Annotated in this window: 23 protein-coding genes; 19 read left to right on the forward strand and 4 right to left on the reverse strand. The window is 61.7% G+C overall.

Annotation, left to right across the window (positions count from 1 at the left end):
- The first annotated feature begins 15 nt into the window (after positions 1 to 15).
- Positions 16 to 1,299, forward strand: coding sequence for a phosphopyruvate hydratase (gene eno, locus AB8A50_RS05015; RefSeq protein WP_439063784.1), 1,284 nt, complete (start codon positions 16 to 18; stop codon positions 1,297 to 1,299).
- Positions 1,300 to 1,511: 212 nt separating this feature from the next.
- Positions 1,512 to 3,527, forward strand: coding sequence for a glycoside hydrolase family 113 (locus tag AB8A50_RS05020; protein ID WP_439077061.1), 2,016 nt, complete (start codon positions 1,512 to 1,514; stop codon positions 3,525 to 3,527).
- A gap of 75 nt (positions 3,528 to 3,602) precedes the next feature.
- Here AB8A50_RS05020 and AB8A50_RS05025 read toward each other — a convergent pair whose 3' ends face one another.
- A complete protein-coding gene (locus tag AB8A50_RS05025; protein ID WP_089264505.1) occupies positions 3,603 to 4,283 on the reverse strand; it encodes a hypothetical protein in 681 nt (226 codons plus the stop codon).
- 215 nt (positions 4,284 to 4,498) lie between these two features.
- Here AB8A50_RS05025 and AB8A50_RS05030 point away from each other — a divergent pair, with 215 nt between their 5' ends.
- The 4 genes from AB8A50_RS05030 to AB8A50_RS05045 are packed head-to-tail and all read left to right on the forward strand — an operon-like array spanning position 4,499 to position 8,798.
- Positions 4,499 to 5,779, forward strand: a complete 1,281-nt coding sequence (locus tag AB8A50_RS05030; protein WP_439077062.1) for a hypothetical protein — start codon at positions 4,499 to 4,501, stop codon at positions 5,777 to 5,779.
- Between the two features lie 18 nt (positions 5,780 to 5,797).
- Positions 5,798 to 6,385, forward strand: coding sequence for a protein-S-isoprenylcysteine O-methyltransferase (locus tag AB8A50_RS05035; protein WP_439071555.1), 588 nt, complete (start codon positions 5,798 to 5,800; stop codon positions 6,383 to 6,385).
- 38 nt (positions 6,386 to 6,423) lie between these two features.
- Positions 6,424 to 7,560: a zinc-binding dehydrogenase gene (locus AB8A50_RS05040; protein WP_439071556.1), complete on the forward strand. Its 1,137-nt coding sequence runs from the start codon at positions 6,424 to 6,426 to the stop codon at positions 7,558 to 7,560.
- The gene (locus tag AB8A50_RS05045; protein WP_439077063.1) at positions 7,557 to 8,798 is read left to right on the forward strand and encodes an MFS transporter; all 1,242 of its coding nucleotides are present in this window, start codon (positions 7,557 to 7,559) and stop codon (positions 8,796 to 8,798) included. Before AB8A50_RS05040 ends, AB8A50_RS05045 begins: the two co-directional genes overlap by 4 nt.
- Positions 8,799 to 8,803: 5 nt before the next feature.
- On the opposite strand, the gene AB8A50_RS05050 is transcribed toward AB8A50_RS05045, so the two are convergent.
- Together AB8A50_RS05050 and AB8A50_RS05055 are read right to left on the reverse strand one after the other, a co-directional pair.
- Positions 8,804 to 9,415, reverse strand: coding sequence for a LysE family translocator (locus tag AB8A50_RS05050; RefSeq protein WP_439071558.1), 612 nt, complete (start codon positions 9,413 to 9,415; stop codon positions 8,804 to 8,806).
- Positions 9,416 to 9,485: 70 nt separating this feature from the next.
- On the reverse strand, positions 9,486 to 11,237 hold the full coding sequence (locus tag AB8A50_RS05055; RefSeq protein WP_439071559.1) for a caspase family protein: 1,752 nt from the start codon (positions 11,235 to 11,237) through the stop codon (positions 9,486 to 9,488).
- A gap of 324 nt (positions 11,238 to 11,561) precedes the next feature.
- On the opposite strand from AB8A50_RS05055, the gene AB8A50_RS05060 reads away from it, so the two are divergent.
- From AB8A50_RS05060 to AB8A50_RS05110, 11 genes are all read left to right on the forward strand, one after another.
- Positions 11,562 to 12,116: an NADPH-dependent FMN reductase gene (locus AB8A50_RS05060; RefSeq protein WP_231080778.1), complete on the forward strand. Its 555-nt coding sequence runs from the start codon at positions 11,562 to 11,564 to the stop codon at positions 12,114 to 12,116.
- Between the two features lie 67 nt (positions 12,117 to 12,183).
- A complete protein-coding gene (locus AB8A50_RS05065) occupies positions 12,184 to 12,501 on the forward strand; it encodes an FtsB family cell division protein (RefSeq protein WP_068730817.1) in 318 nt (105 codons plus the stop codon).
- A gap of 274 nt (positions 12,502 to 12,775) precedes the next feature.
- Positions 12,776 to 13,807, forward strand: a complete 1,032-nt coding sequence (gene pdhA / locus AB8A50_RS05070; protein ID WP_068730816.1) for a pyruvate dehydrogenase (acetyl-transferring) E1 component subunit alpha — start codon at positions 12,776 to 12,778, stop codon at positions 13,805 to 13,807.
- A gap of 32 nt (positions 13,808 to 13,839) precedes the next feature.
- A complete protein-coding gene (locus AB8A50_RS05075; RefSeq protein WP_231080777.1) occupies positions 13,840 to 15,240 on the forward strand; it encodes a pyruvate dehydrogenase complex E1 component subunit beta in 1,401 nt (466 codons plus the stop codon).
- 3 nt (positions 15,241 to 15,243) lie between these two features.
- Complete coding sequence (locus AB8A50_RS05080) at positions 15,244 to 15,549, forward strand: DUF5076 domain-containing protein (protein WP_068730814.1); 306 nt, start codon at positions 15,244 to 15,246, stop codon at positions 15,547 to 15,549.
- Between the two features lie 2 nt (positions 15,550 to 15,551).
- Positions 15,552 to 16,919, forward strand: coding sequence for a pyruvate dehydrogenase complex dihydrolipoamide acetyltransferase (locus tag AB8A50_RS05085; RefSeq protein ID WP_439077064.1), 1,368 nt, complete (start codon positions 15,552 to 15,554; stop codon positions 16,917 to 16,919).
- A gap of 77 nt (positions 16,920 to 16,996) precedes the next feature.
- A complete protein-coding gene (locus tag AB8A50_RS05090; RefSeq protein WP_093758722.1) occupies positions 16,997 to 17,419 on the forward strand; it encodes an endonuclease domain-containing protein in 423 nt (140 codons plus the stop codon).
- Positions 17,420 to 17,422: 3 nt separating this feature from the next.
- Complete coding sequence (gene lpdA, locus AB8A50_RS05095; RefSeq protein WP_093758721.1) at positions 17,423 to 18,844, forward strand: dihydrolipoyl dehydrogenase; 1,422 nt, start codon at positions 17,423 to 17,425, stop codon at positions 18,842 to 18,844.
- Between the two features lie 163 nt (positions 18,845 to 19,007).
- Complete coding sequence (locus AB8A50_RS05100) at positions 19,008 to 19,253, forward strand: hypothetical protein (RefSeq protein WP_231080775.1); 246 nt, start codon at positions 19,008 to 19,010, stop codon at positions 19,251 to 19,253.
- A gap of 289 nt (positions 19,254 to 19,542) precedes the next feature.
- On the forward strand, positions 19,543 to 20,211 hold the full coding sequence (locus tag AB8A50_RS05105; RefSeq protein ID WP_439071561.1) for a hypothetical protein: 669 nt from the start codon (positions 19,543 to 19,545) through the stop codon (positions 20,209 to 20,211).
- A complete protein-coding gene (locus AB8A50_RS05110) occupies positions 20,198 to 21,010 on the forward strand; it encodes a tetratricopeptide repeat protein (protein WP_093758718.1) in 813 nt (270 codons plus the stop codon). Before AB8A50_RS05105 ends, AB8A50_RS05110 begins: the two co-directional genes overlap by 14 nt.
- Positions 21,011 to 21,231: 221 nt before the next feature.
- Here AB8A50_RS05110 and xth read toward each other — a convergent pair whose 3' ends face one another.
- Positions 21,232 to 22,023 carry an exodeoxyribonuclease III gene (gene xth / locus AB8A50_RS05115; RefSeq protein ID WP_120289926.1) on the reverse strand — a complete coding sequence of 264 codons (792 nt, stop codon included), beginning with the start codon at positions 22,021 to 22,023 and terminating at the stop codon, positions 21,232 to 21,234.
- Positions 22,024 to 22,192: 169 nt separating this feature from the next.
- Here xth and AB8A50_RS05120 point away from each other — a divergent pair, with 169 nt between their 5' ends.
- Complete coding sequence (locus AB8A50_RS05120; protein ID WP_439077065.1) at positions 22,193 to 23,323, forward strand: efflux RND transporter periplasmic adaptor subunit; 1,131 nt, start codon at positions 22,193 to 22,195, stop codon at positions 23,321 to 23,323.
- A 3-nt stretch (positions 23,324 to 23,326) separates the two neighbouring features.
- Entirely contained in the window at positions 23,327 to 26,455 is a 3,129-nt protein-coding gene (locus AB8A50_RS05125) for an efflux RND transporter permease subunit (RefSeq protein ID WP_231080773.1), read from the forward strand.
- Positions 26,456 to 26,457: the final 2 nt, after the last annotated feature.

Here is a 26,457-nt window from a genome sequence, read left to right on the forward strand (position 1 = left end):
ACAAAGAGGGCATTCATGACCGCCATCGTCGACATCATCGGCCGCGAAATTCTCGATAGCCGCGGCAATCCCACGGTTGAAGTCGACGTCGTCCTCGAAGACGGGTCGATGGGCCGCGCCGCGGTTCCGTCGGGTGCCTCCACTGGCGCCCATGAGGCGGTCGAGCTGCGCGACGGCGACAAGTCCCGCTATCTCGGCAAGGGCGTGCAGAAGGCGGTCGATGCCATCAATGGCGAGATCTTCGACGCCATCGGCGGCATGGACGTGGAGAACCAGGTCCAGCTCGACGAGATCATGATCGAGCTCGACGGCACCCCGAACAAGTCGCGCCTCGGCGCCAATGCGATCCTCGGCGTTTCGCTGGCCGCCGCCAAGGCGGCTGCTGAATCCTTCGATATGCCGCTGTATCGCTATGTCGGCGGGACGTCGGCCCGCACGCTGCCGGTGCCGATGATGAACATCATCAATGGCGGCATGCATGCCGACAATCCGATCGACTTCCAGGAATTCATGATCATGCCGGTGGGCGCATCCTCCTTCGCCGAAGGCCTGCGCTGCGGCGCCGAGATCTTCCATACGCTGAAGGGCGAGCTGAAGAAGGCCGGCCACAACACCAATGTCGGCGACGAAGGCGGTTTCGCGCCCAATATCGGCTCGGCCGAAGCAGCACTCGATTTCGTTATGGCCGCCATCGGCAAGGCCGGCTACTCCGCCGGCAAGGACGTGATGCTGGCGATGGATTGCGCCGCCACCGAATTCTTCAAGGACGGCGCTTACGTCTATGGCGGCGAGAACAAGACCCGCAACATCTCCGAGCAGGCCAAGTATCTCGCCCAGCTCGTCGCCAACTATCCGATCGTCTCCATCGAGGACGGCATGTCGGAAGACGATATGGATGGCTGGAAGCAGCTCACCGACCTGATCGGTTCGAAGTGCCAGCTGGTCGGCGACGATCTGTTCGTTACTAACGTCACGCGTCTTGCCGATGGCATCAAGAACGGCCGCGCCAATTCGATCCTGATCAAGGTCAACCAGATCGGCTCGCTGACGGAAACGCTGAGCGCTGTCGAGATGGCCTACAAGGCGGGCTATACCGCGGTGATGTCGCACCGTTCGGGTGAGACTGAAGATTCCACGATCGCCGATCTCGCCGTCGCTACCAATTGCGGACAGATCAAGACCGGTTCGTTGGCACGCGCCGATCGCACCGCCAAGTACAACCAGTTGCTGCGCATCGAGCAGCAGCTCGGCACCCAGGCGAAATATGCCGGCAAGGCTGCACTGAAGGCACTCGCGTAAAGCGCAGGCGAGGCCTTCCGGGCCGAGCAAGAAACTACGTGATGAACGCCGTTCGCTGAAATAGCGGGCGGCGTTTTTCATTGAATGACCCTGACCGCGCAAGGTGACAACGAGGTTCAATTTGTAGACGTCACCATGATACCCCATTGCGGTCGCGAAGGTATCACGTTGCGGGTTCAGCCTTCTCCAGACAATGCCGATGGAGAGCGCGAATGCCCAACATCTTTAAGGTCCAAGGTTTCGGTGCACTGTCGGAGTGGAATGGACAGTTCTCCAGTGCGTCGGCCGATCAGGCGTTTCAGGCCATGGCGTCCCTCGGATCGAATTCGATCGCGCTGACGACGCGGATATGGACCGACAGCCGTACGGGCAATGACGTGCTCGCCGTGCCGGCCAAGACCGAAAGCGACGCAAGCCTGCTGGCTGGCTTTCAGAAGGCCCATGCTGCGGGGCTGGATGTTGTCTTCAAGCCCGGCATCACGGGTCTCGATGGCACGATCTCGCACAGTCTGGCGCCGTCGGATGTCGATGCGTTCTTTGCGTCGTACAAGGCCGAGATCGTGCACCTGGCCGAAATTGCAGAGCAGGGCAATGTCGCCAGTTTCGCCATCGGCAACGAGATGAGCAGCCTCTCAGGCGACGCCTATCGCAGCTATTGGACCGATATCATCGGAGCGGTGCGCGGTGTCTATCATGGCGAAGTCACCTACGCGGCGGCGACCGACGAGGCATCCAAGGTCAGCTTCTGGGACCAGGTCGATACGATCGGGATCAACGCCTATCCACCCTTGACGGCCAGCACGACGCCGACGGTGGACGATCTCGTGCACGCTTGGAATGAGGTGCCGTATAATCCGTATTACGCGAAAGCGTTCGGCTATCAATCGCCCGTCGATTTCTTTCATTCGCTGTCGATGGATTACGGCAAGCCGGTACTGATGACCGAGGTCGGCTATCGCAGCATCGACGGCACCGCGATCAATCCGGGCGGCGGATCATCGAAGGCACCCGCGGATCTCGCCGAGCAGGCAGACGCCTATAACGCTTTCTTCCAGGTCTGGGGCGCGCATGGCGGCAGCTGGCTGAAAGGCGTAGAGTTCTGGCAGTGGGACCTCAACAACTTCTATTCGGAGACCGGCTATTCGGTCATGGACAAGCCGGCGCAGGATGTGGTGGCGCAATATTTCCATGGGACAGGAGCAACGCCGGGCATCACCGTCACGGGCTCGTCGATCGGCGATACGATTGATCTCGGAGGCGGCAACGACGTCATCTTCGGTGGGCTCGGACACGACGAGATCTATGGCGGCGCCGGGAATGACACGATTGTCGCCGGGCCCGATACTGCGGGAAAGCTCGCAACAACCGCCATCAGCCTGACGGGCTATGGTTCGGTGGTGAACGGCATCGGCGCGCAGGCGCAGGTTCTGGTCAATGGCCAGCCGGTTTCGGGCGTGCTTGAATTCACGCCCGCGAGCGATCCGTCGGGCTACCAGACCTACACGATCACTTTCGACAATCCCGCCAGCATCTCCAGTGTCGCGATCAATCTCGCAAATTCCGAGCCCGGGCGCGCGCTGCATTTCAAGGACATTGCCATCAATGGCGTCGATCTGGTGCCGGCCGACGGCACCAATGCCAGTTCACCCGGCTCGTTCGATCTCTATGTCCGCAGCATCCAGTTCGACACGGCCAAGCATCAGGACTGGTTCTTCGGCGCATCGAGCGACAACGATGTCGTCCGTGGCGGAGATGGCGATGACTACATTGCTGGCGGGATCGGCAATGACATCATCAATGGCGGCAACGGCACCGACACCGCGGTATTCTCCGGCGATGTGGCCGACTACAGCATCAGCCGCAGTGGCGTTCAGACGATCGTCACTGACAGCGTCGCCGGCCGCGACGGCACCGACTATCTGACCAATACGGAATTTCTGAAATTCGCGAATGCCAGTATTGCCGTTGATACGCTTGGACAAACACTCGCGACCAGCACTGCCAGTGAGAACTTTGCTTTCAGTCCGATGTCCGGCCACACGACGTCCGCGCACACGGAGGTGCAGAATACTGCGCAGGGGGAGGACGCTGCGGAAGTCGCTCTTGCTCAGGTCCAGACGGCGTCCAGCCATCCCGTCACGCCCGCGCCGGACGACGCGCTTGGCACTCATGACGCCGCGCTCGCGCCGGTGACGCCTCCGTCACATCATGACGTACTGATCGTCTGAGGATTCCGGATGGCTAAAACAATTCAGCCGAGGTGACGATCACCTCGGCTGAATGCGTTCCGATATTGCTGCTTATTATTGGGGAGCAGCCGAGACCTGCGCAGGCTTCGGCGCCGCCGGCTTGCGGCGAATACCGCCGCCGGTCACGGCCATGACACGGGCAATGGCCTGACGCTGCAGGCTGTCGTCCTTGTCGATCGAGAAGTGGTTGGTGGTGGCGTTCTCGTTGACGTTGGCAAGCTTGCCCTTGAAGCGGGGATCCGCAGACACCGCGCGCCCCCAGCCGGCAGGTACGTAATAGTTCACGATCTGCTTCACATTGTTGGGGACGGCATCGGGCGCCACCGGATCGAAGTTCACGATCAGCGCCACCGGGATGTTGTACTGCGCGAGCTTGCGGGCAATCGAGATGGTCACGTCGGCACCGGCCGAGTGGCCCATCAGGATGATCGGTTCGCGGTTACCGGCCTTGTACCGGGCGATCATGTCGTCTGCCTGGCCGCTCCACAGCGTGTGATTGCTGACCGAGGAGGCGACGCCGGCGGCTTCGAGCTTGTAGGCGATCTGATCCATGCCGAGCGAGAACACGTTCATGAGGCCACGATAGAGATAGACATGGCCGGGGCGACGGCCGGGCGCCGCATCGGCATCCCCGGAACTCGCGAGTGAGGCCACAAAGAGCGACGACAGAATCAGCAAAACGGCCGCTGGAGAGGTCCACGACGGCCGTTTGAAGCCCTTGAGAGCAATCGACATAGTGCTTTCTTTCTTCGAAAAAACCCGCGACATGTTCAGACATAAGACCCTGCCGTCAATCACAGTCCTGCCTCGATTCCCGGAATTGTGATGAAGGGGGTTGCGAAAGAGCGGCTGTGTGACCTGAGGGCGACAAAATCCTGCCGGACGCTTCCGTTTTGGGCATGGGCAGGTTTGTCGGCGCAGGCGAATTTGCTATGCACCGGATCAGAACGGTGCGTGATGCACTCGGGAGCGAACGGACGATGATCGCGCGGCGACATGTCTTTCACATTGGCGGCTACGACCCGATTCTGCCGGACACGCAGCTCGAGCGGTTCCGCCGTTCGCTGTCGAGTTTCGAGAAGACGTGGAGCGTGTCCGCGAAGGCGTCTGGCGTGCTTGACGCTACGGATGTGAGCGCTTCCTGGCGGGCCGAGACCTCCGGGCCGAACTGGAAGACAGAAACCACCTACGAAATGCTGCGCTGGGATGACCTGATCCTGCAGGATCACACCCGAAGCATGCTGTCGCGATTGGGCGCCGCCTTTGTTACGCTGGGCGACTGGCTGGTGACGGGAACCCTGTTCCGCTTCTTCTATGCGAGCTGGAAATATGCCGGCTTCTTCCTGTTCTCCTATCTGTGGATCGCGGGCTTTGCTGCATCTGGCGCAGCGGTGGGCTATGGGCTGACCTGGCTGCTTGGCATGAATGGTGCCGCCGCATGGATCGCTGGCGCAATTGTCGCTGCTGCCGTCTTCACGGCGCTGTTGCACCATTACGGCTGGCGCAAGCCGATCAATCATGTGTTCGACGACTGGATCTTCTCGCGGCAATATGTCCATGGCCAGCGCCCGAAGATGACGGCGCGCGTCGATGAATTCGCCAGGGTAATCGCGGCGCGCGCGCAGAAGGCCGATGTCGACGAGATCGTCATCGTCGGGCATTGCCTTGGTGCGGCATTGGTGATGGAGGTGGTGGCCCGCGCACTCGCGCTCGACCCGGATCTGACAAAACATGGCCCGACCATCTGCGTGATGACGGTGAGCGCGACCATCCCGAAATTCTCGCTGCATCCCGCCGGCAAGAGCGTACGCGCAGCAACGCGTCTCGTCGCCGACACGCCGGCGATCCGCTGGACCGAATATCACGCCCGCGACGACGTCATCAGTTTCTACCGCTTCGATCCGGTGACCTTGAAACGCCGCAGTCGCGATCACGACGAGGGCAGGCCGAACATCCGGCGCGTCCAGATGCATGCCATGATGGGCATGGAACAGTTCAAGCGCTATCGCTTCAACTTCATGCGCATTCACTATCAGATGGTGATGGGCAACCAGTGCCGCGCGCCCTACGACTATTGCATGGTGATCTGCGGTCCTCTGCCGTTTGACGAGATCACCGCGGGCGAAGGCGGCCTCAAACGCTTCGGTGCGGATGGCGCGCTGCTAGACATGCCACTGTCCAAGATCACATCCTCTCAATCGCAAGCCGGGGCATCCGTGAATGCCGCATGATGGCCTGATCGGACGACAATGACCGCGTCACTTCTTGGAACATATGTCTGGGCGATCGGTCTGATCGCCTGGTTCATCATTCGCTACCCCTATGCGCGCAAAGCCCGCCGCACGGCGACGCTGCGTGCGGTCGGCTGGAGCCGTGAACGCATCCTGCTGGCGATCGCCACCATCGGCCTATTCGTGGTACCGCTGATCTGGCTGGTGACCGGCTGGCCGGCCGCGCTGAACTATCAGCTGAATTATGTGGCGGTCGTGGTTGGCGGCGCGCTCTATGTGCTGTCGCTCTGGCTGTTTCGCCGCTCACACAAGGATCTCGGCCGGCAGTGGTCGGCCAGTCTGGAAATCCGCGAGGCTCACCAGATCGTGCGTGCCGGCGTCTATCGCAGCATCCGCCATCCGATGTATGCCTCGTTCTGGTTGTGGGCACTGGCGCAGGCATTCCTGCTGCCGAATGCCATGGCCGCGCTGGGCGGGCTGGTCGCGATCGCGATCCTGTTCTTCACCCGCATCGACTATGAAGAGCGGATGCTGATCGAGGCATTCGGCGACGACTACCGGGCCTATATACGTGAAACCAAGCGCATCATTCCGGGCATCTACTGACGCGGCAAGAACGCCGGACAGATTGAGGGGAAACGACCATGACTGACATCACATCCGGACTTGAACTGCGCTCGCTCATCAAAAGCAGCGGAGAACTGGAAATATCGCTGCAGCAGGTGGCGATCCCGGCGCCGGGTCCCGACGAGGTCGTCGTGCGCATCGAGGCTGCGCCGATCAACCCGTCGGATCTCGGTCTCCTGCTCGGCGCGGCCGATCCGGCGAGTGCGAAAATTTCAGGCTCTGGCGCGTCCTCGGTGGTTACCGCGACCGTCCCGCAGGCCAATATGAAAGCGATGGGCGGCCGTCTCGACGAGTCGATGGCGGTCGGCAATGAAGGCGCCGGCACGGTGGTGAAGGCCGGATCGTCCGAGGCCGCGCAGGCGCTGCTCGGCAAGACCGTCGCGCTGATCGGCGGCGCGATGTATGCGCAGTATCGCGTCATCAAGGCCAAGGAATGCCTGCCGCTGCCCGAGGGCACGACGGCCACCGAGGGCGCATCCTGCTTCGTCAATCCGCTGACCTCGCTCGGCATGGTCGAGACCATGAAGCGGGAAGGGCACACGGCGCTGGTGCATACGGCCGCCGCGTCCAATCTCGGCCAGATGCTCAACAAGATCTGCCAGAAGGACGGCATCGATCTCGTCAACATCGTCCGCAGCGAGGAGCAGGAGAAACTTCTGCGCGGCATCGGCGCGAAATATGTCTGCAACTCGACGTCGCCGAGTTTCATGGAAGATCTGACAGCCGCGTTGATTGCCACCAATGCCACGCTAGCCTTCGATGCTACCGGTGGCGGCAAGCTGCAGGGCCAGATCCTGCAGGCGATGGAAGTTGCCGCCGTCAAGGCGATGAAGGTCTACAGCCGCTATGGTTCGACGACTCACAAGCAGGTCTACGTCTATGGTCGGTTGGATCTGCGCCCGATCGAATTCGTCCCTGCCGGCATGGCCTGGGGCATGGGTGGCTGGCTGCTGTTTCCGTTCCTGCAGAAGATCGGCGCGGCTGATGCCGCGAAGCTCCGTGCCCGCGTGGTCGCCGAACTCAAGACCACCTTCGCCAGTCACTACACCAAGGTGATTTCGCTCGAAGGCGTCTTGCAGCTCGACAATCTCCGGGCCTATGCGAAGCGCGCCACCGGCGAGAAGTATCTGATCAATCCGAACATGCCGGGATGACACTCGCCGATCAGTCTGCCGGCGTGGTCACGGATGGCGCGCGGCTTTTGCTGCGCCATCCGCCGTATCTGTACTACATGGTATCGCGCAGTTTCTCGCGCTTCGCCTCGCAGATCGCCGCGGTTGCGGTCGGCTGGCAGATCTATGATCTGACCGGCAGCGCGTTCCAGCTCGGCATGGTCGGCCTCGCGCAATTCGTGCCGATGCTGGCGCTGGTCTTCGTCGCCGGCCATATCGCCGACCGCTATGATCGCCGCCGCGTGGTGCAGATCTGCCAGATGCTGCAGGGGTTGACGGCGATCCTGCTCGCCTGGGGTACTTATGCCGGCTGGATTACGGTGCCGCAGATTTTCGTGGCGCTGGTGGTGATCGGCGCGGCGACGGCCTTCGAGGCGCCGGCCGGCTCGGCGCTGCTGCCCGGCGTCGTACCCGAAGGGCATTTGCAGAAGGCGACCGCGCTCTCGACCGGCGTGTTTCAGGTGGCGATGATCTGCGGCCCCGCGCTTGGCGGCTTTGCCTATGCGCTATCGCCGTCGACGCCCTATGTGCTGATGGCGGCATTCTGGCTGATCGGCGGTCTGCTCAACAGCGCCATCAAACTGGCGCGCGAGGTGGCGTTGAAGGATCCGCCGTCGCTGCGGACTTTGTTTGCCGGCGTGGGCTTCGTGCGTAGCAATCCGGCGATCCTCGGCACCATCTCGCTCGATTTGTTCGCGGTGCTGCTCGGCGGTGCCACCGCGCTGCTGCCGATCTATGCGCGCGACATTCTGCAGACCGGTCCATGGGGCCTCGGCCTCATGCGCGCGGCGCCGGCGGTCGGCGCGTTGCTGACCACCATCGTGCTGACGCGCTGGTCGATCAATCGCCGGGTCGGCATGCGGATGTTCCAGGCCGTCATCATCTTCGGCCTCGCGACAGCGGTGTTCGCGGTGTCGCAATGGCTGTGGTTGTCGGTCGCCGCGCTCGCGGTACTCGGCGCGGCCGATACGGTCAGCGTGGTGATCCGTTTCTCGCTGGTGCAGCTCGCAACCCCAGACGACATGCGTGGCCGGGTCGGCGCGGTGAACTACCTGTTCATTAATACCTCAAACCAGCTCGGCCAGTTCGAGAGCGGCGTCACCGCCGCATTGTTCGGCACCGTCCCGGCCGCACTGATCGGCGGCCTCGGGACCGTTGCCATCGCGTTGCTGTGGATGCGGCTGTTTCCGACGCTGCGCAATGTGGAGCGGCTGGAATAGGCGCGTCAGCGCTCGGCGAAGGCTAGCTTGGCACCGAGCGCGGCAAACGCGCCGGCAAAAGTGCGTCGCATCCAGGTCAGCACCCGTGGCCGTGTGATGACGTGGTTGCGGATCGACGCGGCGAACAGGCCGTAGAGCGCGAATACCACGAAGGTCATCAGCATGAATACCGCGCTCAGCAGCAGCATCTGCGACAGCGGATGCGCCTCGTCAGCACTGATGAACTGGGGCAGGAAGGCGAGGAAGAAGATCGACAGTTTCGGATTGAGGATGTTGATCAGGATCGCTGTGGTTATCACCTGCAGTGTGGACTGCGCGCTGTTGTCGGCTTCCACCTTCAGCGCGCCATGCTCCTGCAGCGTCTTCCAGGCCGTATAGAGCAGGTAGGCGACGCCGACATATTTGAACACCTGAAACGCCACGGCGCTGGTGTGCAGCAGTGCTGCGAGACCAAGGATCGCGGCGGCCATATGCGGAACGATGCCGAGCGTGCAACCGAACGCGGCGACGACGCTGCTGCGGCCTCCGCGCGAAAATCCGGTTGCTAGTGTGTAAAGGGCGCCAGTGCCCGGCGACGCCACCACGATCAGCGAGGTGATGAGAAATTCGATGGTCACGATGATGGCTCCGGCTCGCAAACTTGGATCGTCAGAATGTCGCTTGCGATCCTGTCAGGCAAGCACGTCGTCAGTTGCACACCTCGACATTGGTGAGGCCGATGCGCATGTCGCGCGACACCAAGCGGCAGCCGGGACGCACTGGACGGCAGCCGGCATTGTCGCAGACGATCTGGCCGGACGGCTGCGCGCGCGGCGTGCGGGCCTGAATCTGCGGGCGATCAAGCTCATCGCGCTCCCGGCGCGGCACGTTGCGCTTGGCCTCGGTGCGGCTGCGCTTCTTCTCGCATTCGTTATCATCGTTCAGGAACGTGCCGGCGCGGCACACGATCTTCACGCAGCGGTCGCCGTCCGCCTCTGAACCATGTGCACAGACCAGCGGGCAGACGCGGGACGACCTGGTCTTGATCGCGTCGAGCGCATCGGTGCTGGCTGCCTTGGCATCGAATTTGGTCGACGCGTAGCGATTGAAGCGTTCGAGCGACTTGCGGGAAGCCGCAGTCCATGTGTTGTCGACTGAGCCCTGCAGGCAGCCCACCCGCTGAAGCTCGACCTGGATCTGACGGGGTAGATCGGTCGGTGCGGGTGTTCGTGACACATCGGCTGTGGGGGAAGGGAGTGTCGCCAACTGCGGTCCGGCGGCAGGCGTGTCCAGCTTGCCGGCATCGACCCTGGCTTCCGCTGCCGCGCGGGCGCGCTCGCCGGCGGCGGCGCGTTCCTGCTCGGCGGTCTTGAGTTTCTCGGCAGCGATCCGGGCATCCTCGGCGGTCTTGGCATCGGCCGCTGCCTTGGTCTGTTCGGCCTTCCTGGCGCCTTCGGCAGCCAGACGGGCTTTCTCTTCAACGGCGAGGCGGGCTTTCTCCGCAGCAGCGGTATGGGCGTCCTCGGCTGCGAGCTTCGCTAGTTGGGATTTGGCCAGCGACGCATAGAAGCCGTCGGGGTGCTGGGTCAGGAACGCGTTCCAGCCGTCTCTGGTCGCAAGCTGCAAAGCCAGCTCGTAGTCACGGCGGGTTTCGGCCTGGACACTGACGGCGGGCGACGTGGCGACGGCAGCCACCGGGACCAGCGGCACGTCGTCGCCGCCGAGCGAACCGTAGACATACGGTTCCTGGCGGTTGCTGGTGTTCTTCATGACGTCGTCGCGGATGAAGCCGAAGGCCTTGCGGAGGTCGAGGCCAGGCGTCGCGATGTGGCGGACCAGCGCGGCCGTGAAGGGGCTGTTCTTGCTGTCGCCGTCCAGCGCCGTCGAGCCGGCCTTGGCCGAATAGGCGATCAGCGTGTTGGGGCTGGCCGGCTCCACCTTGGCGAGGCCGCGGGTGATCGCCCGGGATGCCGTGGTGCGCTTCATGTTCTTGATGAAGGGGTTGTCGCGGCAGGCATCGAGGATCACCAGCCGCAGCTTCCTGGCCGGCTCGATGGTCACGAGGATGCGCTCCAGCGAGAACGCCTCGTCATAGACGTCGGTGTCGCGTTCCAGCAGTGCGTCGACCGGAATCAGGTAATTGGTGCCATCGACCTCGATGCCGTGGCCGGCGAAATAGACCAGAGCAACGTCCGCATCGCGCGCCTTGTCCGCGAAATCGCGCAGGGCCCGGCGCATCTCAGTCGCCTTCAGATCCCGTCGGGCTTCGACAATGTCGAAATTCGCGGTCTTCAAGGTCTCGGTCATCGCCGCGGCGTCGTTGGCCGGGTTGGCGAGCTTAATGACGTTCTGGTAGGCCGAGTTGCCGATCACCAGCGCGACGCGTTTGTCGGCGAAGGCCGACTGACTGAGCAAGCTCAAGGCGAAGACTACGGAAGCCACAAGACCAAGGTTGCGCATCGGAAGCCCCGCAATTGCGACGGTCGAATTCGAGCAGCCTGGCCAGACGTCGCAGATCAGTCGGGACTGGCGTGCGTGGTTTGTCTTACGTGGTTTGTCGCGCAGCACTCTCCGAAGGTTCGATCACAGCGGCGCTCCGGGCGTCATCCATTTGAGCGATATCAGCATAACGAAGATGTGTTTGGGCGGGCGAGGCGGACGTGCCGGTTCGGTACGATTACGGCCGTCAAATACAATCCATGCACTTGCATCTTTTGCCGGGATAGGTGACAGGTTCCAGATGCGCTCCGCGCTTTTTGGAAGCAGTTATTCAGGGGATATCTCATGGCCACCTACAGCGTTGCCGTCATTGTCGGCAGCCTCCGCAAACAGTCATTCTCGCTCAAGGTTGCGAATGCACTCGCCCAGCTGGCGCCGCCGTCGCTGAAGCTGAACGTCATCACGCTGAACGAGCTGTCATTCTTCAATCAAGACCTGGAAGCCGCGCCGCCGGCCGACTGGGTCAAGTTCCGCGAAGCGATCCAGGCCTCGGATGCGGTACTGTTTGTCTCTCCGGAATATAACCGCTCAGTTTCGGGTGTCCTGAAAAACGCCATCGACGTCGGTTCGCGGCCCTATGGCAAGAGCTCGTTCCTCGGCAAGCCCACCGGCATCGTGGTTAGCTCGCCCGGTCCGATCGGTGGCCTGGGTGCAGCCCTCAGCTTGCGCCAGACCCTGCCGGGGATTGTCGGTCCCATCATGCAACAGCCTGAAATCTATCTGAATGCCGTCGGTGACGCGTTCAGTGAACAGGGCGAGATCGTCAAGGAATCCATCCGGCCGGTGCTGCAGGCCTATATCGACGCTTTCGCCGTCTGGGTCGACAAGCTGAAGAAATAACCGGCGCAAATTCAGGTTGCGGCCCGGTTGTTAGGTTCGCCTTAACCGGGCCGTCGCATTTTCGGGAATGGTCAAGCATACCCGCCTCAAATCGATCCTCACCGGGCTCGTGCTCTATGCACTGGCGGCGATGATGATCAGCTATTTCGGGGTCAATGCATATACCGGTAAATACGGCCTCAACGCACGTCAGGAGCTCGACCAGGAGATCGTCGCGCTGACCTCCGAACTGGTGCAATTGAAGAAGGAACGCACCAAGGCCGAGCAGCGCGTGGCGCTCCTGCGATCTGGTGGACTCGATCCCGACATGCTCGACGAGCGCGCGCGCTACCAGCTCGACTACGCGCATCCGCGCGACCTCGTGAAGGTCATCAAGCCAAACTAAGATTCTCTCTTCGGCGGCGAGTCGTCCTCGCATGAAGCAACACAGCTTTGCATCAAAGCTATGGATCGCTCGCGCCTGCTCATCGTGACGGCAACGTGACCACGACACGCGCTTTCATTCCTCAAATTACAAAACCGATCCAATTCGATTTCGAAAGTTTCACGCCTTCGCTGCAGTGCGAAACAACCGTGTGGCATTCCGCGCGACGCAATCCCTTTCAAGCCGCAAGCACTTGGAGTAGGAAGGGCCATTCACTCTCGCATCCGGAATTTTCATGGCCGCACCGAAGAAAAGCGTCGCTCCCGCAGGGCAGGCAACGAGCAATGGCGCAACCCCGTCATCGCCGCCAGATTTCACCCGCGATCAGGAGATGCACGCGCTTCGCGACATGCTGCTGATCCGGCGTTTCGAGGAGAAGGCCGGCCAGCTCTATGGCATGGGCGCGATCGGCGGTTTCTGCCATCTCTATATCGGTCAGGAAGCCATCGTCGTCGGCATGCAGATGGCATTGAAGGATGGCGATCAGGTCATCACGGGCTATCGCGACCACGGTCACATGCTGGCCTGTGGCATGGACGCCAAGGGCGTCATGGCCGAGCTCACGGGGCGCAAGGGCGGCTACTCCAAGGGCAAGGGTGGCTCCATGCACATGTTCAGCCGCGAGAAGAATTTCTATGGCGGCCATGGCATCGTCGGTGCGCAGGTGTCGCTCGGAACGGGTCTCGCTTTTGCCAACCGTTATCGCGGCAATGATCTCGTCAGCCTCGCTTACTTCGGCGACGGCGCGTCGAACCAGGGCCAAGTCTATGAGAGCTTTAACATGGCGGAGCTGTGGAAGCTCCCGGTGATCTACATCATCGAGAACAACCGCTACGCCATGGGTACCTCGGTGACGCGCTCCTCGGCTCAGACCGACTTCTCCAAGCGCGGCATCTCCTTCAACATTCCGGGCGAGCAGGTCGACGGCATGGACGTCCGCGCCGTGAAGGCCGCCGGTGACCGTGCGGTCGCCTGGTGCCGCGCCGGCAAGGGTCCGTTCATTCTGGAAATGCAGACCTATCGCTATCGCGGCCACTCGATGTCCGATCCGGCCAAGTACCGGACCCGCGAGGAAGTAGACAAAGTTCGCCACGATCAAGACCCGATCGAGCAGGTGCGCAACCGTCTGCTGGCCGCTGACGTGACCGAGCAGGACCTCAAGGCGATCGACGCCGAGGTGCGTGACATCGTCAACGCATCGGCGGATTTCGCGCAGCAGGACCCTGAGCCCGATGCATCCGAACTTTACACCGATGTGTACCGCTAAGCGCGCGGCTTAAAGACCGATCTGGAGTTATAATGGCCATTCAAGTTCTGATGCCCGCGCTGTCCCCGACCATGGAGAAAGGCAACCTCTCCAAATGGCTCAAGAAGGAAGGCGACACGATCAAGTCCGGCGATGTTATTGCCGAAATCGAGACAGATAAGGCGACGATGGAAGTCGAAGCGACCGATGAAGGGACGCTCGGCAAGATCCTGATCCCGGAAGGGACCAACGACGTCGCGGTCAACACGCCGATCGCGACCATCCTCGCCGATGGCGAAGACGCATCTGCCGCGGCGGGCTCACCGGCCCCCGCGAAGCAGGAGAAGGCCGCAGAATCCGCGCCGCCTGCTGCGGAAGCGAAATCTGCTCCGGCTCCGAAGGAAGAGGCTACAGCGCCAGCAGCTCCGACGGCTTCGATCCAGCCCGATCCTGAAATTCCTGAAGGCACCGAGATGGTGACCATGACCATCCGCGAAGCGCTGCGCGACGCGATGGCAGAGGAAATGCGCAGGGATGAAGACGTCTTCATCATGGGCGAGGAAGTCGCCGAATATCAGGGCGCCTACAAGGTGACCCAGAACCTGCTGCAGGAATTCGGCGCACGCCGTGTCATCGATACGCCGATCACCGAGCACGGCTTCGCCGGTGTCGGCGTCGGCGCGGCGATGTCCGGCCTGAAGCCGATCGTCGAATTCATGACCTTCAACTTCGCCATGCAGGCGATCGACCAGATCATCAACTCCGCAGCCAAGACGCTGTACATGTCCGGCGGCCAGATGACCTGTCAGATCGTGTTCCGTGGCCCGAACGGCGCCGCGGCGCGCGTCGGCGCCCAGCACAGCCAGGACTACTCGGCCTGGTACTCGCAGATCCCGGGCCTCAAGGTTGTCGCGCCCTATAGCGCCGCCGACTACAAGGGCCTGCTCAAATCCGCGATCCGCGATCCGAACCCGGTGATCTTCCTCGAAAACGAAATGCTCTACGGGCATTCCGGCGAGGTGCCCAAGCTCGACGACTACATCGTGCCGATCGGCAAGGCCAAGGTCGCACGTGTCGGCAAGGATGTGACGCTGATCTCGTGGTCGAACGGCATGACCTATGCTCTGAAGGCTGCCGAAGAACTCGCCAAGGAAGGTATCGAGGCGGAGGTTATCGACCTGCGCACGCTGCGTCCGCTCGATACCGACACCATCATCGAGTCCGTGAAGAAGACCTCGCGCGCCGTGACGGTGGAAGAAGGCTGGCAACAGTCGGGTGTGGGCGCCGAAATCGCCGCACGCATCATGGAGCACGCGTTCGACTATCTCGATGCGCCGGTCGCGCGCGTGTCGGGCAAGGACGTGCCGATGCCTTACGCCGCCAATCTTGAAAAGCTGGCGCTGCCGTCGGTGGCCGACGTCGTGGCTGCGGCCAAAGCCGTTTGCTATCGGTGAACCATGGCAGGTCCGAAGGAACAGCCACTGCCGCCGGATGTCATGGATCGCGAGGACGCCACCGAGGTGTTGCGCGCGTTCGTGCTGGATGGCGGGCTGTCCATCGCCTTCATGCGTGCCTTCGAGGAGCCCGACATGTGGGGGCTCCTGCTGGTCGATATCGCGCGCCATGCCGCACGCGCCTATGCGCGTGAGGCCAACTATTCCGAGGACGAGGCGCTGAACCGCATCGTCGAAATGTTCGAAGCTGAAATCGCGCGTCCGACTGACATGGGCAACACCACGCCGCGGTCGCAACAAGGTCACTGACAATGCCAATCAACATTCTGATGCCTGCGCTGTCGCCCACCATGGAAAAGGGCAACCTTGCCAAGTGGCTCAAGAAGGAGGGCGACAAGGTCAAGTCTGGCGACGTGATCGCGGAGATCGAGACCGACAAGGCGACGATGGAAGTCGAAGCTGTCGACGAAGGCACCATCGCCAAGATCCTGGTGGCGGAAGGTACGCAGGATGTTGCTGTGAACGCCGTCATCGCGGTGCTCGCCGCCGACGGTGAGGACGTGAAGGCTGCGAGTTCGGGGGCAGGGGCTGATAAGCCGAAGCCCGCGCCTGCTGCCGAAGCTCCCGCGCCGAAGCCTGCAACTGGTGCACCTGCGCCGGCTGCTGCTTCCGCAGCGAAAGCACCGGCACCGGCCGCTGCGCCAGCTCCGCAGCCGGCCGCCGCACAGAGCAATGGCGCGCGCGTATTTTCGTCACCGCTGGCGCGTCGTCTCGCCAAGGATGCCGGCATCGAACTCGGTCGTATCAACGGCTCGGGTCCGCATGGTCGTGTGGTCGCTGCGGATGTCGAGAAGGCGAAGTCCGGTGGTGGCCTGAAGGCACCTGCCGCGGCGGCTGGCGCTCCCGCAGGTGCAACTGGAGCGATCGGTGCGCCTGCAATGTCCGATCAGCAGATTCTCGGGCTGTACGAGCAGGGCGCTTACGAGAGCGTGCCGCACGACTCGATGCGCCGCACGATTGCGCAGCGTCTCACCGCCGCGACCAACTCGATGCCGACCTTCTATCTCACGGTCGATTGCGATCTCGGCAAGCTCTCCTCCGCGCGCGAGGAGATCAACGCTGCGGCCGGCAAGGACAAGGACGGCAAGCCGCTCTACAAGCTCTCGGTCAACGATTTCGTCATCAAGGCGATGGCCATCGCGCTGCAGAAGATTCCGGAAGCGAACGTGTCGTGGACGGAAGCAGCGATGCTCCGTCATAAGCATTCCGACATCGGGGTAGCGGTGGCGCTGCCGTTCGGCCTGATCACGCCGATCATCCGCCAGGCCGAGATCAAGTCCATTTCGGCAATCTCCAACGAGATGAAGGAACTTGCCGCGCGCGCCAAGGCCAAGAAGCTCAAGCCCAACGAATACCAGGGCGGCGCGTCATCCGTGTCCAACCTCGGCATGTTCGGCATCAAGGACTTCACGGCGGTGATCAATCCGCCGCAGTCCTCGATCCTTGCGGTTGGCACGGGCGAGGAACGGGCCGTGGTGCGCAATGGCCAGATCGTCGCTGCAACCATCATGAGCGTGACACTTTCCTGCGATCATCGCGCCATCGATGGCGCGCTCGGCGCCGAACTGATCACGGCATTCAAGAAGTTGATCGAAAATCCGGTGATGATGGTGGTGTAGTAACGCAGTTCTTTCTTCCCTCTCCCCTTGTGGGAGAGGGTGGATCGACCGCGCAGCGGTCGAGACGGGTGAGGGGTATGCACCAGCCGGTGTCCTATCAGAAGCGCGCGTTCGCCAAATCGCTGCGAGCGAATGCGACCGAGACTGAAAAGACGCTGTGGCGCCTGCTGCGATCCCGTCGTCTGACAAATCTAAAATTTCGCCGGCAGGTGCCGATTGGTCCTTGGATCGCGGATTTCGTGTCGTTCGAACGTCGTTTGATCGTGGAAGCCGATGGCAGCCAGCATGCGGAGAGTACGAGAGACCAACAACGAGACCGAGATCTGAAGGAGCGCGGATTTCGCACCCTGCGCTTCTGGAACAACGACATTCTGCAGCGCTCGGAAATGGTGCTTGAAGCCATTCTCGACGCTGCCCAGCATTACCCCTCACCCGTCTGCGCGCCTGACGGCGCGCATCCACCCTCTCCCACAAGGGGAGAGGGAAGAAAGAGCGAGTAACTCATGGCTGATAATTCCTTCGACGTCGTCGTCATCGGCTCCGGTCCCGGCGGCTATGTGACGGCCATTCGGGCCGCGCAGCTCGGCTTCAAGACAGCGATCGTCGAGAAGGCCTATCTCGGCGGCATCTGCAATAACTGGGGCTGTATCCCGACCAAGGCGCTGCTGCGCTCGGCGGAAATCTATCACTACATGCAGCATGCCAAGGATTATGGCCTGTCGGCGGACAACGTGACGTTCGACATCAAGGCCGTGATCGCGCGCTCGCGCGGCGTCGTGAAGCGCCTCAGCGGCGGCGTCGAATATCTGATGAACAAGAACAAGATCTCGATCATCTGGGGCGACGCGACCCTGGATGCGCCGGGCAAATTCACTGTCAAGAAGACGGAAGCCGCAGCACCCAAGGGCGCGCTCGGGGCAGGCAGCTATACTGCCAAGCATATCATCGTCGCCACCGGCGCCCGGCCGCGCGTGCTGCCGGGTCTCGAGCCCGACAAGAAGCTTGTCTGGACCTATTTCGAGGCCATGAACCCCGACAAGATGCCGAAGTCGCTGCTGGTGGTCGGCTCCGGCGCCATCGGCATCGAATTCGCATCGTTCTACAAGACCATGGGCGCCGACGTGACCGTAGTCGAGGTGCTGCCGCAGATCCTGCCAGTCGAAGACGCCGAGATCGCCGGTTTCGCCCGCAAACAGTTCGAGAAGCAGGGCATCAAGATCATGTCCGGCGCGAAGGTGACCAAGCTCGACAAGAAGTCGGATTCGGTCACCGTGACCATCGAAGATGGCAAGGGGGCTACCCAGCAACTCACCGTCGATCGCGTCATCTCGGCGGTCGGTGTGGTTGGCAATATCGAAGGCTTTGGCCTTGAGAAGCTCGGCGTGAAGACCGAGCGCGGCTGTATTGTGATCGACAAATACGGCAAGACCAACGTGCCCGGCATCTATGCCATCGGCGACGTCGCCGGTCCGCCGATGCTGGCCCACAAGGCCGAGCATGAGGGCGTGATCTGCGTCGAGGCGATCAAGGGGATGAACCCGCATGCAATGGACAAGTCGCTGATCCCGGGCTGTACCTATTGTCACCCGCAGGTGGCCTCGGTCGGTCTCACCGAAGCCAAGGCCAAGGAAGCCGGCAAGGACATCCGCGTCGGCCGCTTCCCCTTCGTCGCCAATGGCAAGGCGATCGCCCAGGGCGAGGACCAGGGCATGGTGAAGGTGATCTTCGACAAGAAGACTGGCCAGCTGCTCGGCGCCCATATGGTCGGCGCTGAGGTCGTCGAGATGATCCAGGGCTTTGTGGTCGCTATGAATCTGGAGACCACGGAAGAGGAACTCTTCCACACCATCTTCCCGCATCCGACCATCTCGGAGACGATGAAGGAAGCCGTGCTCGACGCCTATGGGCGCGTGCTGAATACGTAGTCGGAAGCATTTCCGATCGATAATTTTGATCGCCGCATCGTGAAGTTGCGGCGGGCTTACGTTCCGGTCTCCCGACGTTATCTGCCGTCAAGGTCAGACGCGAATGCGTCCAAGGCGCAAAGTGCTGTCATTTCCGAGTAACGCTAAATTCAGGGAGCTTTTCATGAAAACAACGATCACCACTGCCGCGGCTTCGGCCCTCATTGCTCTGATAATGTCCGGTGTCGCCACTGCGTCAGAGCAGCGCTCTGCACACCGGCATGCTCAACCGCAGGCCGTCACAACCCATGGCGACTCACGCGATGCCTTCGCCTATTACCCGGGCTGGGGCCGTGATCCCGTGCTCGTCCGCGGTGTTTATCCCGGGCTGGTCTACGGTGGTGCCACCTCCGCGCCCGCCGGACGTTGAGATCGGCAACGAATGGAAAGGTCGGCCTTGCGCCGACTTTCCGGTAACGCGGCAGCGATTTTAGCCTCGCTCAAAAGGGTTGCCGGTGCGCCACAAATGTTGCTTGGTTGCCACAGTCCCCCAAGATTTAACCCTGTCGTGCTGTGGGTATTGTAACCGCCGCTATTTGGCCACACGCCTTCGTGAAATCATTTCTCACCAGCCAGAAGGCTGGAGCGCTTTGTTGATCGGCGGGATGTCAGTGGGATTGTCCCGGATCGCCGAAGCGGCCTGAGAAACCAGGTTCGCGATGGACGCCAAGACGAACATCAAGTCGCGTTTGCCTAGCCGTCTTATGACGGAGGGCCGGGAGCAGGCGTCGCGTGGCGCGCTCCCCTGGGCGACGCTCCGGCGCGAACGGTTCATCGCCGGCCCCGTGCTGCGCGCGCAAGAATCTCGCACCGTCGAAATCTTCAAAAAGACACCATATGGCACCGATTTGAAGCGGGTGAGCCGTTATGTCGCCAAAGACATATTGGAAGTTGCCGACATACTGTTGCTGAAGACGACATTGCTCGATCACAGCCGGTCGCAGGGAGCGTGCCTTACTGCGACGGGGCAGATGATCGCGGAGAAAATGAAGCCCGTGACGCGGAATTCCCATCAGGACGTCATTCGTTCTGCCGACAAGCTGATCGCCGTTATCGGTGACCTTGTTGGATCGAAGGGGACTCTGGCTCCTGACACCTTCGAATCGATGGGCGGTAGCACCATCGGGCGCGAAACCGGTGAGGGCTGCCTTAACGTAAAATTGACCGACAAAGAATTGGCCGCGCACCCGACCAAACGGAAGCGTCGCGCGACTAACCATATGTCAGGGACGCTGTGGACATATGCCCAGCAGGTTGGATCGGCCATTGGTTGCGCCGTGACCCAAACCGGCCGGGCCCACGAGAAATACTGTTATGCGGATAGTTGAGCGTACCATTTTTGTAGCGTTTGCTTTGGGTGCCGCGTCAGTGGCCGCGCCGGCCTTTGCCTTTGACGGTGCGCCCGTTGGCAGCAGCGACGCGGCCCTGCCAGTTGTAACGACCATCCCCGGTGCTGCTCCGGTCTTGAAGAAGTCCGCCAAGCCTGACACCTCGCTGACTGCGCTCCAATATGCCGCCGAAGGCGGTCATCCGATCGCCCAGTGGAAGCTCGGCCGGATGTATGCCGACGGTAACGGTGTGGCACAGGACGACCTGCGCGCCTTCGAATATTTCAGCCGTATCGCCAATGCCCACGCCGAGGACTCGCCGTCCGCGCCGCAGGCCACCATCGTCGCCAACGCCTTCGTGGCGCTCGGTCGCTATTACCTCGACGGCATTCCGAATTCGAAGATCAAGGCCGACACCGAACGCGCGCGCGAGATGTTCTCCTACGCTGCGTCCTATTTCGGCAATGCCGACGCACAATACGATCTGGCCCGGCTGTATCTGAAGGGCATCGGTACCCCGCGCGACACCAAATATGGTGCCCGCTGGCTTGGCCTTGCTGCGCAGAAGGGCCAGCACCAGGCGCAGGCGTTGCTTGGCCAGATGCTGTTCAACGGTGAATCGCTGCCACGGCAGATGGCGCGCGGCCTGATGTGGCTGACGCTGGCCCGCGACAATGCCGGCCCGGACGACACCTGGATCCGCGATAGCTACAACAAGGCGATCGCCAAGGCCTCCGAAGACGACCGCGCCATGGCGCTGCAGATGCTTGAGCACTGGGTGTCCGGCAAACGGGACTGAGGGTTGTCCCGGACTAAGCGACCGTTTCCGAGCGCGATTACCTCACACTCGACTGTCGTCACCCGGCTTGACCGGGTGACCCAGTAATCGCCAGCCTTCATTATTATCAACGAGTGCTCGCGTCAGGCGCCGTCTCGGAACGTTGCCCCGGGCGTTTGCTGGATCGCCCGGTCAAGCCGGGCGATGACAATTTGTGTTTGGGGAGCGCTTGGCGACCGCCTTTACGCCGCCTCCAGATCCAGGTCGACCCACACCGGCACGTGATCGCTCGGCTTCTCCCAGGCGCGCACATACTTGTCGATGCCGACGTCGATGAGTTTGTCGCTGGCCTGCGGTGACAACAGCAGGTGGTCGATGCGGATGCCCCAGTTCTTTTGCCAGGCGCCAGCCTGATAGTCCCAGAATGTGTACTGGCCGGGCTCATCGGTGACGGCGCGCAGGGCGTCGGTCATGCCCAAGCCGAGCAGGGTCTGGAAGCTGGCACGGGTTTCCGGCTTGAACAGCGCGTCGTTGATCCAGGCCGCCGGATTATAGGCGTCGGCCGCCGCCGGGATGACGTTGAAGTCGCCGGCGAGAATCAACGGCTCCTCGGTCTTCAGCCGTAGTCGGGTGAACTCCTGTAGCCGGGACATCCATTTCAGCTTGTAGGGATACTTCTCGGTGTCGACCGGATTGCCGTTCGGCAGATACAGGCAGGCAACTCTGACCACCCCGGATTTCAGCGACACTACGCCTTCGATGAAGCGGGCATGAAGATCCTCGTCATCGCCCGCCAGCCGAGGCGTGGCTTCCTCCAGCGGATATTTCGAGAGCAGGGCGACGCCGTTGAAGGTCTTCTGGCCGTGGGTGACGACATTGTAACCGAGTGCCTCGATGGGCTCGCGCGGAAACGCCTCATCGAGGCATTTGATCTCCTGCAGGCAGACGATGTCCGGGGAACAGTCACGCAGCCATGTCACCAGATGGTCCAGCCGCTGGCGGACAGAATTCACATTCCAGGTGGCAATTCTCATCTGATGGGATTCCGGTAACAACAATGGCAAAAATACGTCAACGTGGCATACCATCATCCCTGCCAACATGATAAGCTTTAAGCCTAAAGCGCACAGACGCTGTCTTTAAAGCTGCCATGGGCGGGAAACGGGGGCGACCCGATCTTCTGTACCAGGTGACATGGACCATATGAAGAAACGCACATCGATCGCTCTACTCGTTCTCGTCGGCGCTGCCGCGGTTGCGGCCTACACGACGCGCTCCTCGTGGACCGGTGGCAACACCAATACACAGGCCCCGCAGCGCGCGCGGATCGTTGCGGTCGAGATTGCCAAGGCGGAACGCAAACCGGTTCCGGTCGATGTCGATTCGATCGGTACAGTAACGCCGATTTCGAGTGTCGCGCTCAAGTCGCGGGTGGAAACCACCATCACCTCGGTGCATTTTGAAGACGGCGCCAAGGTCAAGGAAGGCGATCTGCTGTTCACCCTCGATTCGCGGCAGATTGATGCCCAGATCGAGCAGGCCGAAGGCACGCTGGCCCGCGATCAGGCCCAACTGGCCGGTGCGGAACGCGACGTGCGGCGCTTTACCGATCTGATCGGGAAGGGCGCGACCACCCAGGTGAGCGTCGATAATGCCAAGACCCAATCCGACATCCTGGCCGGAACCATCCGGGCCGATCAGTCGGCGCTCGATAATCTCAAGGTCCAGAAGAGCTACACCATCATTCGCGCGCCGTTCTCCGGCCGGATCAGTGCAGCCAATGTGAAGGTCGGCAATTTCGTGCGCCCGGCTGATACGGCGCCGCTCGCCACCATCAATCAGATGGCTCCGGTCTATGTCTCCTTCGCCATTCCGCAACGTGTGCTTGGCGATCTGCGCGAAGCGATGGCGGCGGGATCGACCTCGGTCATTGCGACCATCCCGAACAGCGGCCGTTCTGAAACCGGCAAGGTGGCGATGGTGGAAAACACTGTGGATTCCACCACCGGCATGGTCACTGTGCGCGGCATCATGAGCAATCCGAACGAAACCCTGTGGCCGGGCATTCTGGTACAGACCAAATTGATCGTGCGCACCGAGGACGGCGTTGTTGTACCCACCGTGGCCGTGCAGCGCAGCCAGACCGGGAACTTCGTCTTCATGGTGAAGGACGGCGTCGCCCGTGTTCAGCCTGTCGAAGTCGATCGGACCTTCCAGGGGATTTCGGTGATCTCGTCGGGTTTAAAAGGGGATGAGGACGTCGTCGTCGACGGCCAGCTCTTGCTGACACAAGGCACACGGGTCGAAGCCCGGGCTCGCAAGGCCGGGGCATAAAACATGACCCTCTCGGAGCTCTGCATCCGTCGCCCTGTGATGACCACGCTCATCACGGCGACGATTATCGCGTTTGGCATTTTCGGTTTCCGGCTGCTGCCGGTGTCGGCGCTTCCGAAAGTGGACTTTCCGACCATCGCGGTGACGGCGACCCTGCCAGGCGCCAGCGCCGACACGATGGCGGCCTCGGTCGCCGGCATCATTGAGCGTCAGCTCTCGACCATCGCTGGTATCTCTTCGATGTCGTCGAGCTCGTCGCAGGGAACGACCCAGATCATCATTCAGTTCGATCTTAACCGCAATATCGATGCGGCGGCGCTGGACGTGCAGACCGCGCTGACGATCGCACAGCGCCGGTTGCCGATCGAAATGACGATCCCGCCGAGCTTCCGCAAGGTGAATCCCGGCGACTTTCCGGTGCTGTTCATTGCGCTGAGTTCATCGACGCTGCCGCTCTCGGCCGTCAATGAATTCGGCGATATCACCATCGGACAGGCGCTGTCGCAGATCCCCGGCGTGGCGCAGGTGCTGATCTATGGTACGCAGAAATTCGCCATTCGCGTCCAGGCCGATCCCGAAGCTGCGGCGGCTCGTGGATTGTCGCTTGAAGATATCCGCACGGCGGTGTCACGCGCGAACTCTTCGACGCCGGTCGGAACTCTGAACGGACCGAAGCAGGACATCTCGTTGCAGGCATCCGGACAGATGTCCAAGGCCGCCGACTATGGCCAGGTCGTTGTCGCCTGGCGCAATGGCTCGCCGGTCAAGCTGAACGAAGTCGCCAAGATCTATGACGCCGTCGAAAACGACAAGGTCGCGACATGGTTGAATGGTGAGCGCGCCATCGTGCTGGCGATCCAGAAGCAACCCGACGCCAACACGGTCGCTGTGGTCGACGGCGTCCGCGCCAAGTTGCCGTCGCTGCGCGCGCAATTGCCGCCATCGGTCGAAGTCAATATGATGATGGACCGCTCGATCTCGGTCCGCGAAGCCGTCGCCGACGTCGAGGAGACATTGCTGATCGCCGTTGTGCTGGTGATCTTCGTGATCTTCCTGTTCCTGCGCTCAGCCTCCGCGACCTTGATCCCCGCACTGGCGGTGCCGATCTCGATCTTCGGCACATGCGCCGCGATGTACATGCTGGACTACTCCATCAACAACATGACGCTGCTGGCGTTGACACTGTCCGTCGGCTTCGTTGTCGACGACGCCATCGTCATGCTGGAGAATATCGTCCGGCACATCGAACTCGGCATGAAGCCGTTCGATGCGGCCCTGAAGGGCGCGCGCGAAATCGGTTTCACCATCGTCTCGATCACCTTCTCGCTGATCGCGGTGTTCATTCCCGTGCTGCTGATGGGCGGCATTGTCGGCCGCGTGTTCCGTGAATTCGCGGTGACGATCGCGGTGGCGATCATCGTCTCCGGTTTCGTGTCGCTGACGCTGACGCCTATGCTCTGCGCGCGAGTGCTCAAGGCGCACAATCCCGAGCACAAGGAAAATTTCATCCTGCGCGGTTTCGAGCGCATATTTGCGGCCTGGCTGCGCGGTTACGAATGGGCGCTCGATCGCGTACTGGCACACAAGGGCATCATGCTGGTGGTGACACTCGCGACCCTCGGCGGCACCGTCTATCTCTACAACATCGTACCAAAGGGCTTCTTCCCGCAGGAGGATACCGGGTTCCTGACCGGTACGACCGAAGCCGCAACCGATACGTCCTTCGAAGCGATGAGTGCGCGGCAGCAGGCGCTTGCTGATCTGCTGAAATCCGATCCTGCCGTCGAATACATCAACAGCACCGTGGGCTCCGGCGGTCCGAATGCGACGGCGAATTACGGTCGTCTGTTCGTTGCGCTGAAACCGCGCCAGGATCGTGATCCCGCGCAGGTGGTGATGACGCGGCTGCGCCAGAAGTCGTTGGCCGTTCCTGGCTTGCAGGCCTTCTTCCAGAGCATCCAGAATCTGAACATCGGCGGCCGACCGTCGAAGAGCCAGTATCAATACGTGCTTCAGGGCAGCGACACCGACACGCTGTATCGCGTATCGCCGGAGATGCGCGACCGCATCGCCAAGGTGCCGGGCCTGCTCGACGTGACCACCGACCTATACATCAAGAACCCGCAAATGACGGTCGATATCGACCGCGAAAAGGCGGCGGTCTACGGCGTCACCGTCGATCAGGTTCGTAACCAGCTCTATAATGCGTTCGGCTCGCGTCAGGTCGGCACCATCTATATGCCGACCAACGACTATCAGATCATTCTGGAAGCACAGCCGCAGTTCCGGATCGATCCGAGCGATCTCTCCAAGCTCTATATGAAGACATCGAACAACCAGACCATTCCGCTGAGTGCGGTCGCGCGTCTGGTACCGACGGTTGGGCCGCTGCAGATCAACCATCAGGGTCAGCAGCCGGCTGTGACGATCTCGTTCAATCTGGTGCCCGGCTATTCGCTGGGTTATGCGGTCGACCAGATCACGCAAATCGAGGCGGATTCCAAACTGCCGGTGACCATCGCCACGGGCTTCTCTGGCACGGCGCAGGTGTTCCAGGATTCGTTGCGCGGGCAGGGCGTACTGATCCTCGCCGCCGTGTTCGCGGCCTTCGTGATCCTCGGCATCCTCTATGAGAGCTTCATCCATCCGATCACGATCATCTCCGGCCTCCCGTCGGCGGGCATCGGCGCGATCCTGACCTTGATGCTGTTCAAGATGGAGATGTCGGTCATCGCCATGATCGGCATCGTCATGCTGGTCGGCATCGTCAAGAAGAACGCCATCATGATGGTCGACTTCGCACTCGAGCGTCGTCGCGTCGGCCTCTCGGCCGAACATGCGATCCGCGAAGCCGCGCTGCTGCGTTTCCGCCCGATCATGATGACCACTTTCGCGGCCATCTTCGGCACGCTGCCGATCGCGCTCGGTGCCGGTGCCGGCGCCGAATTGCGTCAGCCACTTGGCGTAGCGGTGGTCGGCGGTCTGTGTGTCTCGCAATTGCTGACGCTGTTCATCACGCCGGTCATCTACATCTATCTCGACCGCATCGACCGCAAGCTGAAGCGCAAGCTGCAGCCGCAGCTCGAGGAAGAAGACCACGACGATCGTCCGCGCGTCGTGGCTGCGGAATAGGG

The organism is Tardiphaga sp. 841_E9_N1_2, from assembly GCF_051811065.1.
Lineage (GTDB): Bacteria > Pseudomonadota > Alphaproteobacteria > Rhizobiales > Xanthobacteraceae > Tardiphaga > Tardiphaga robiniae.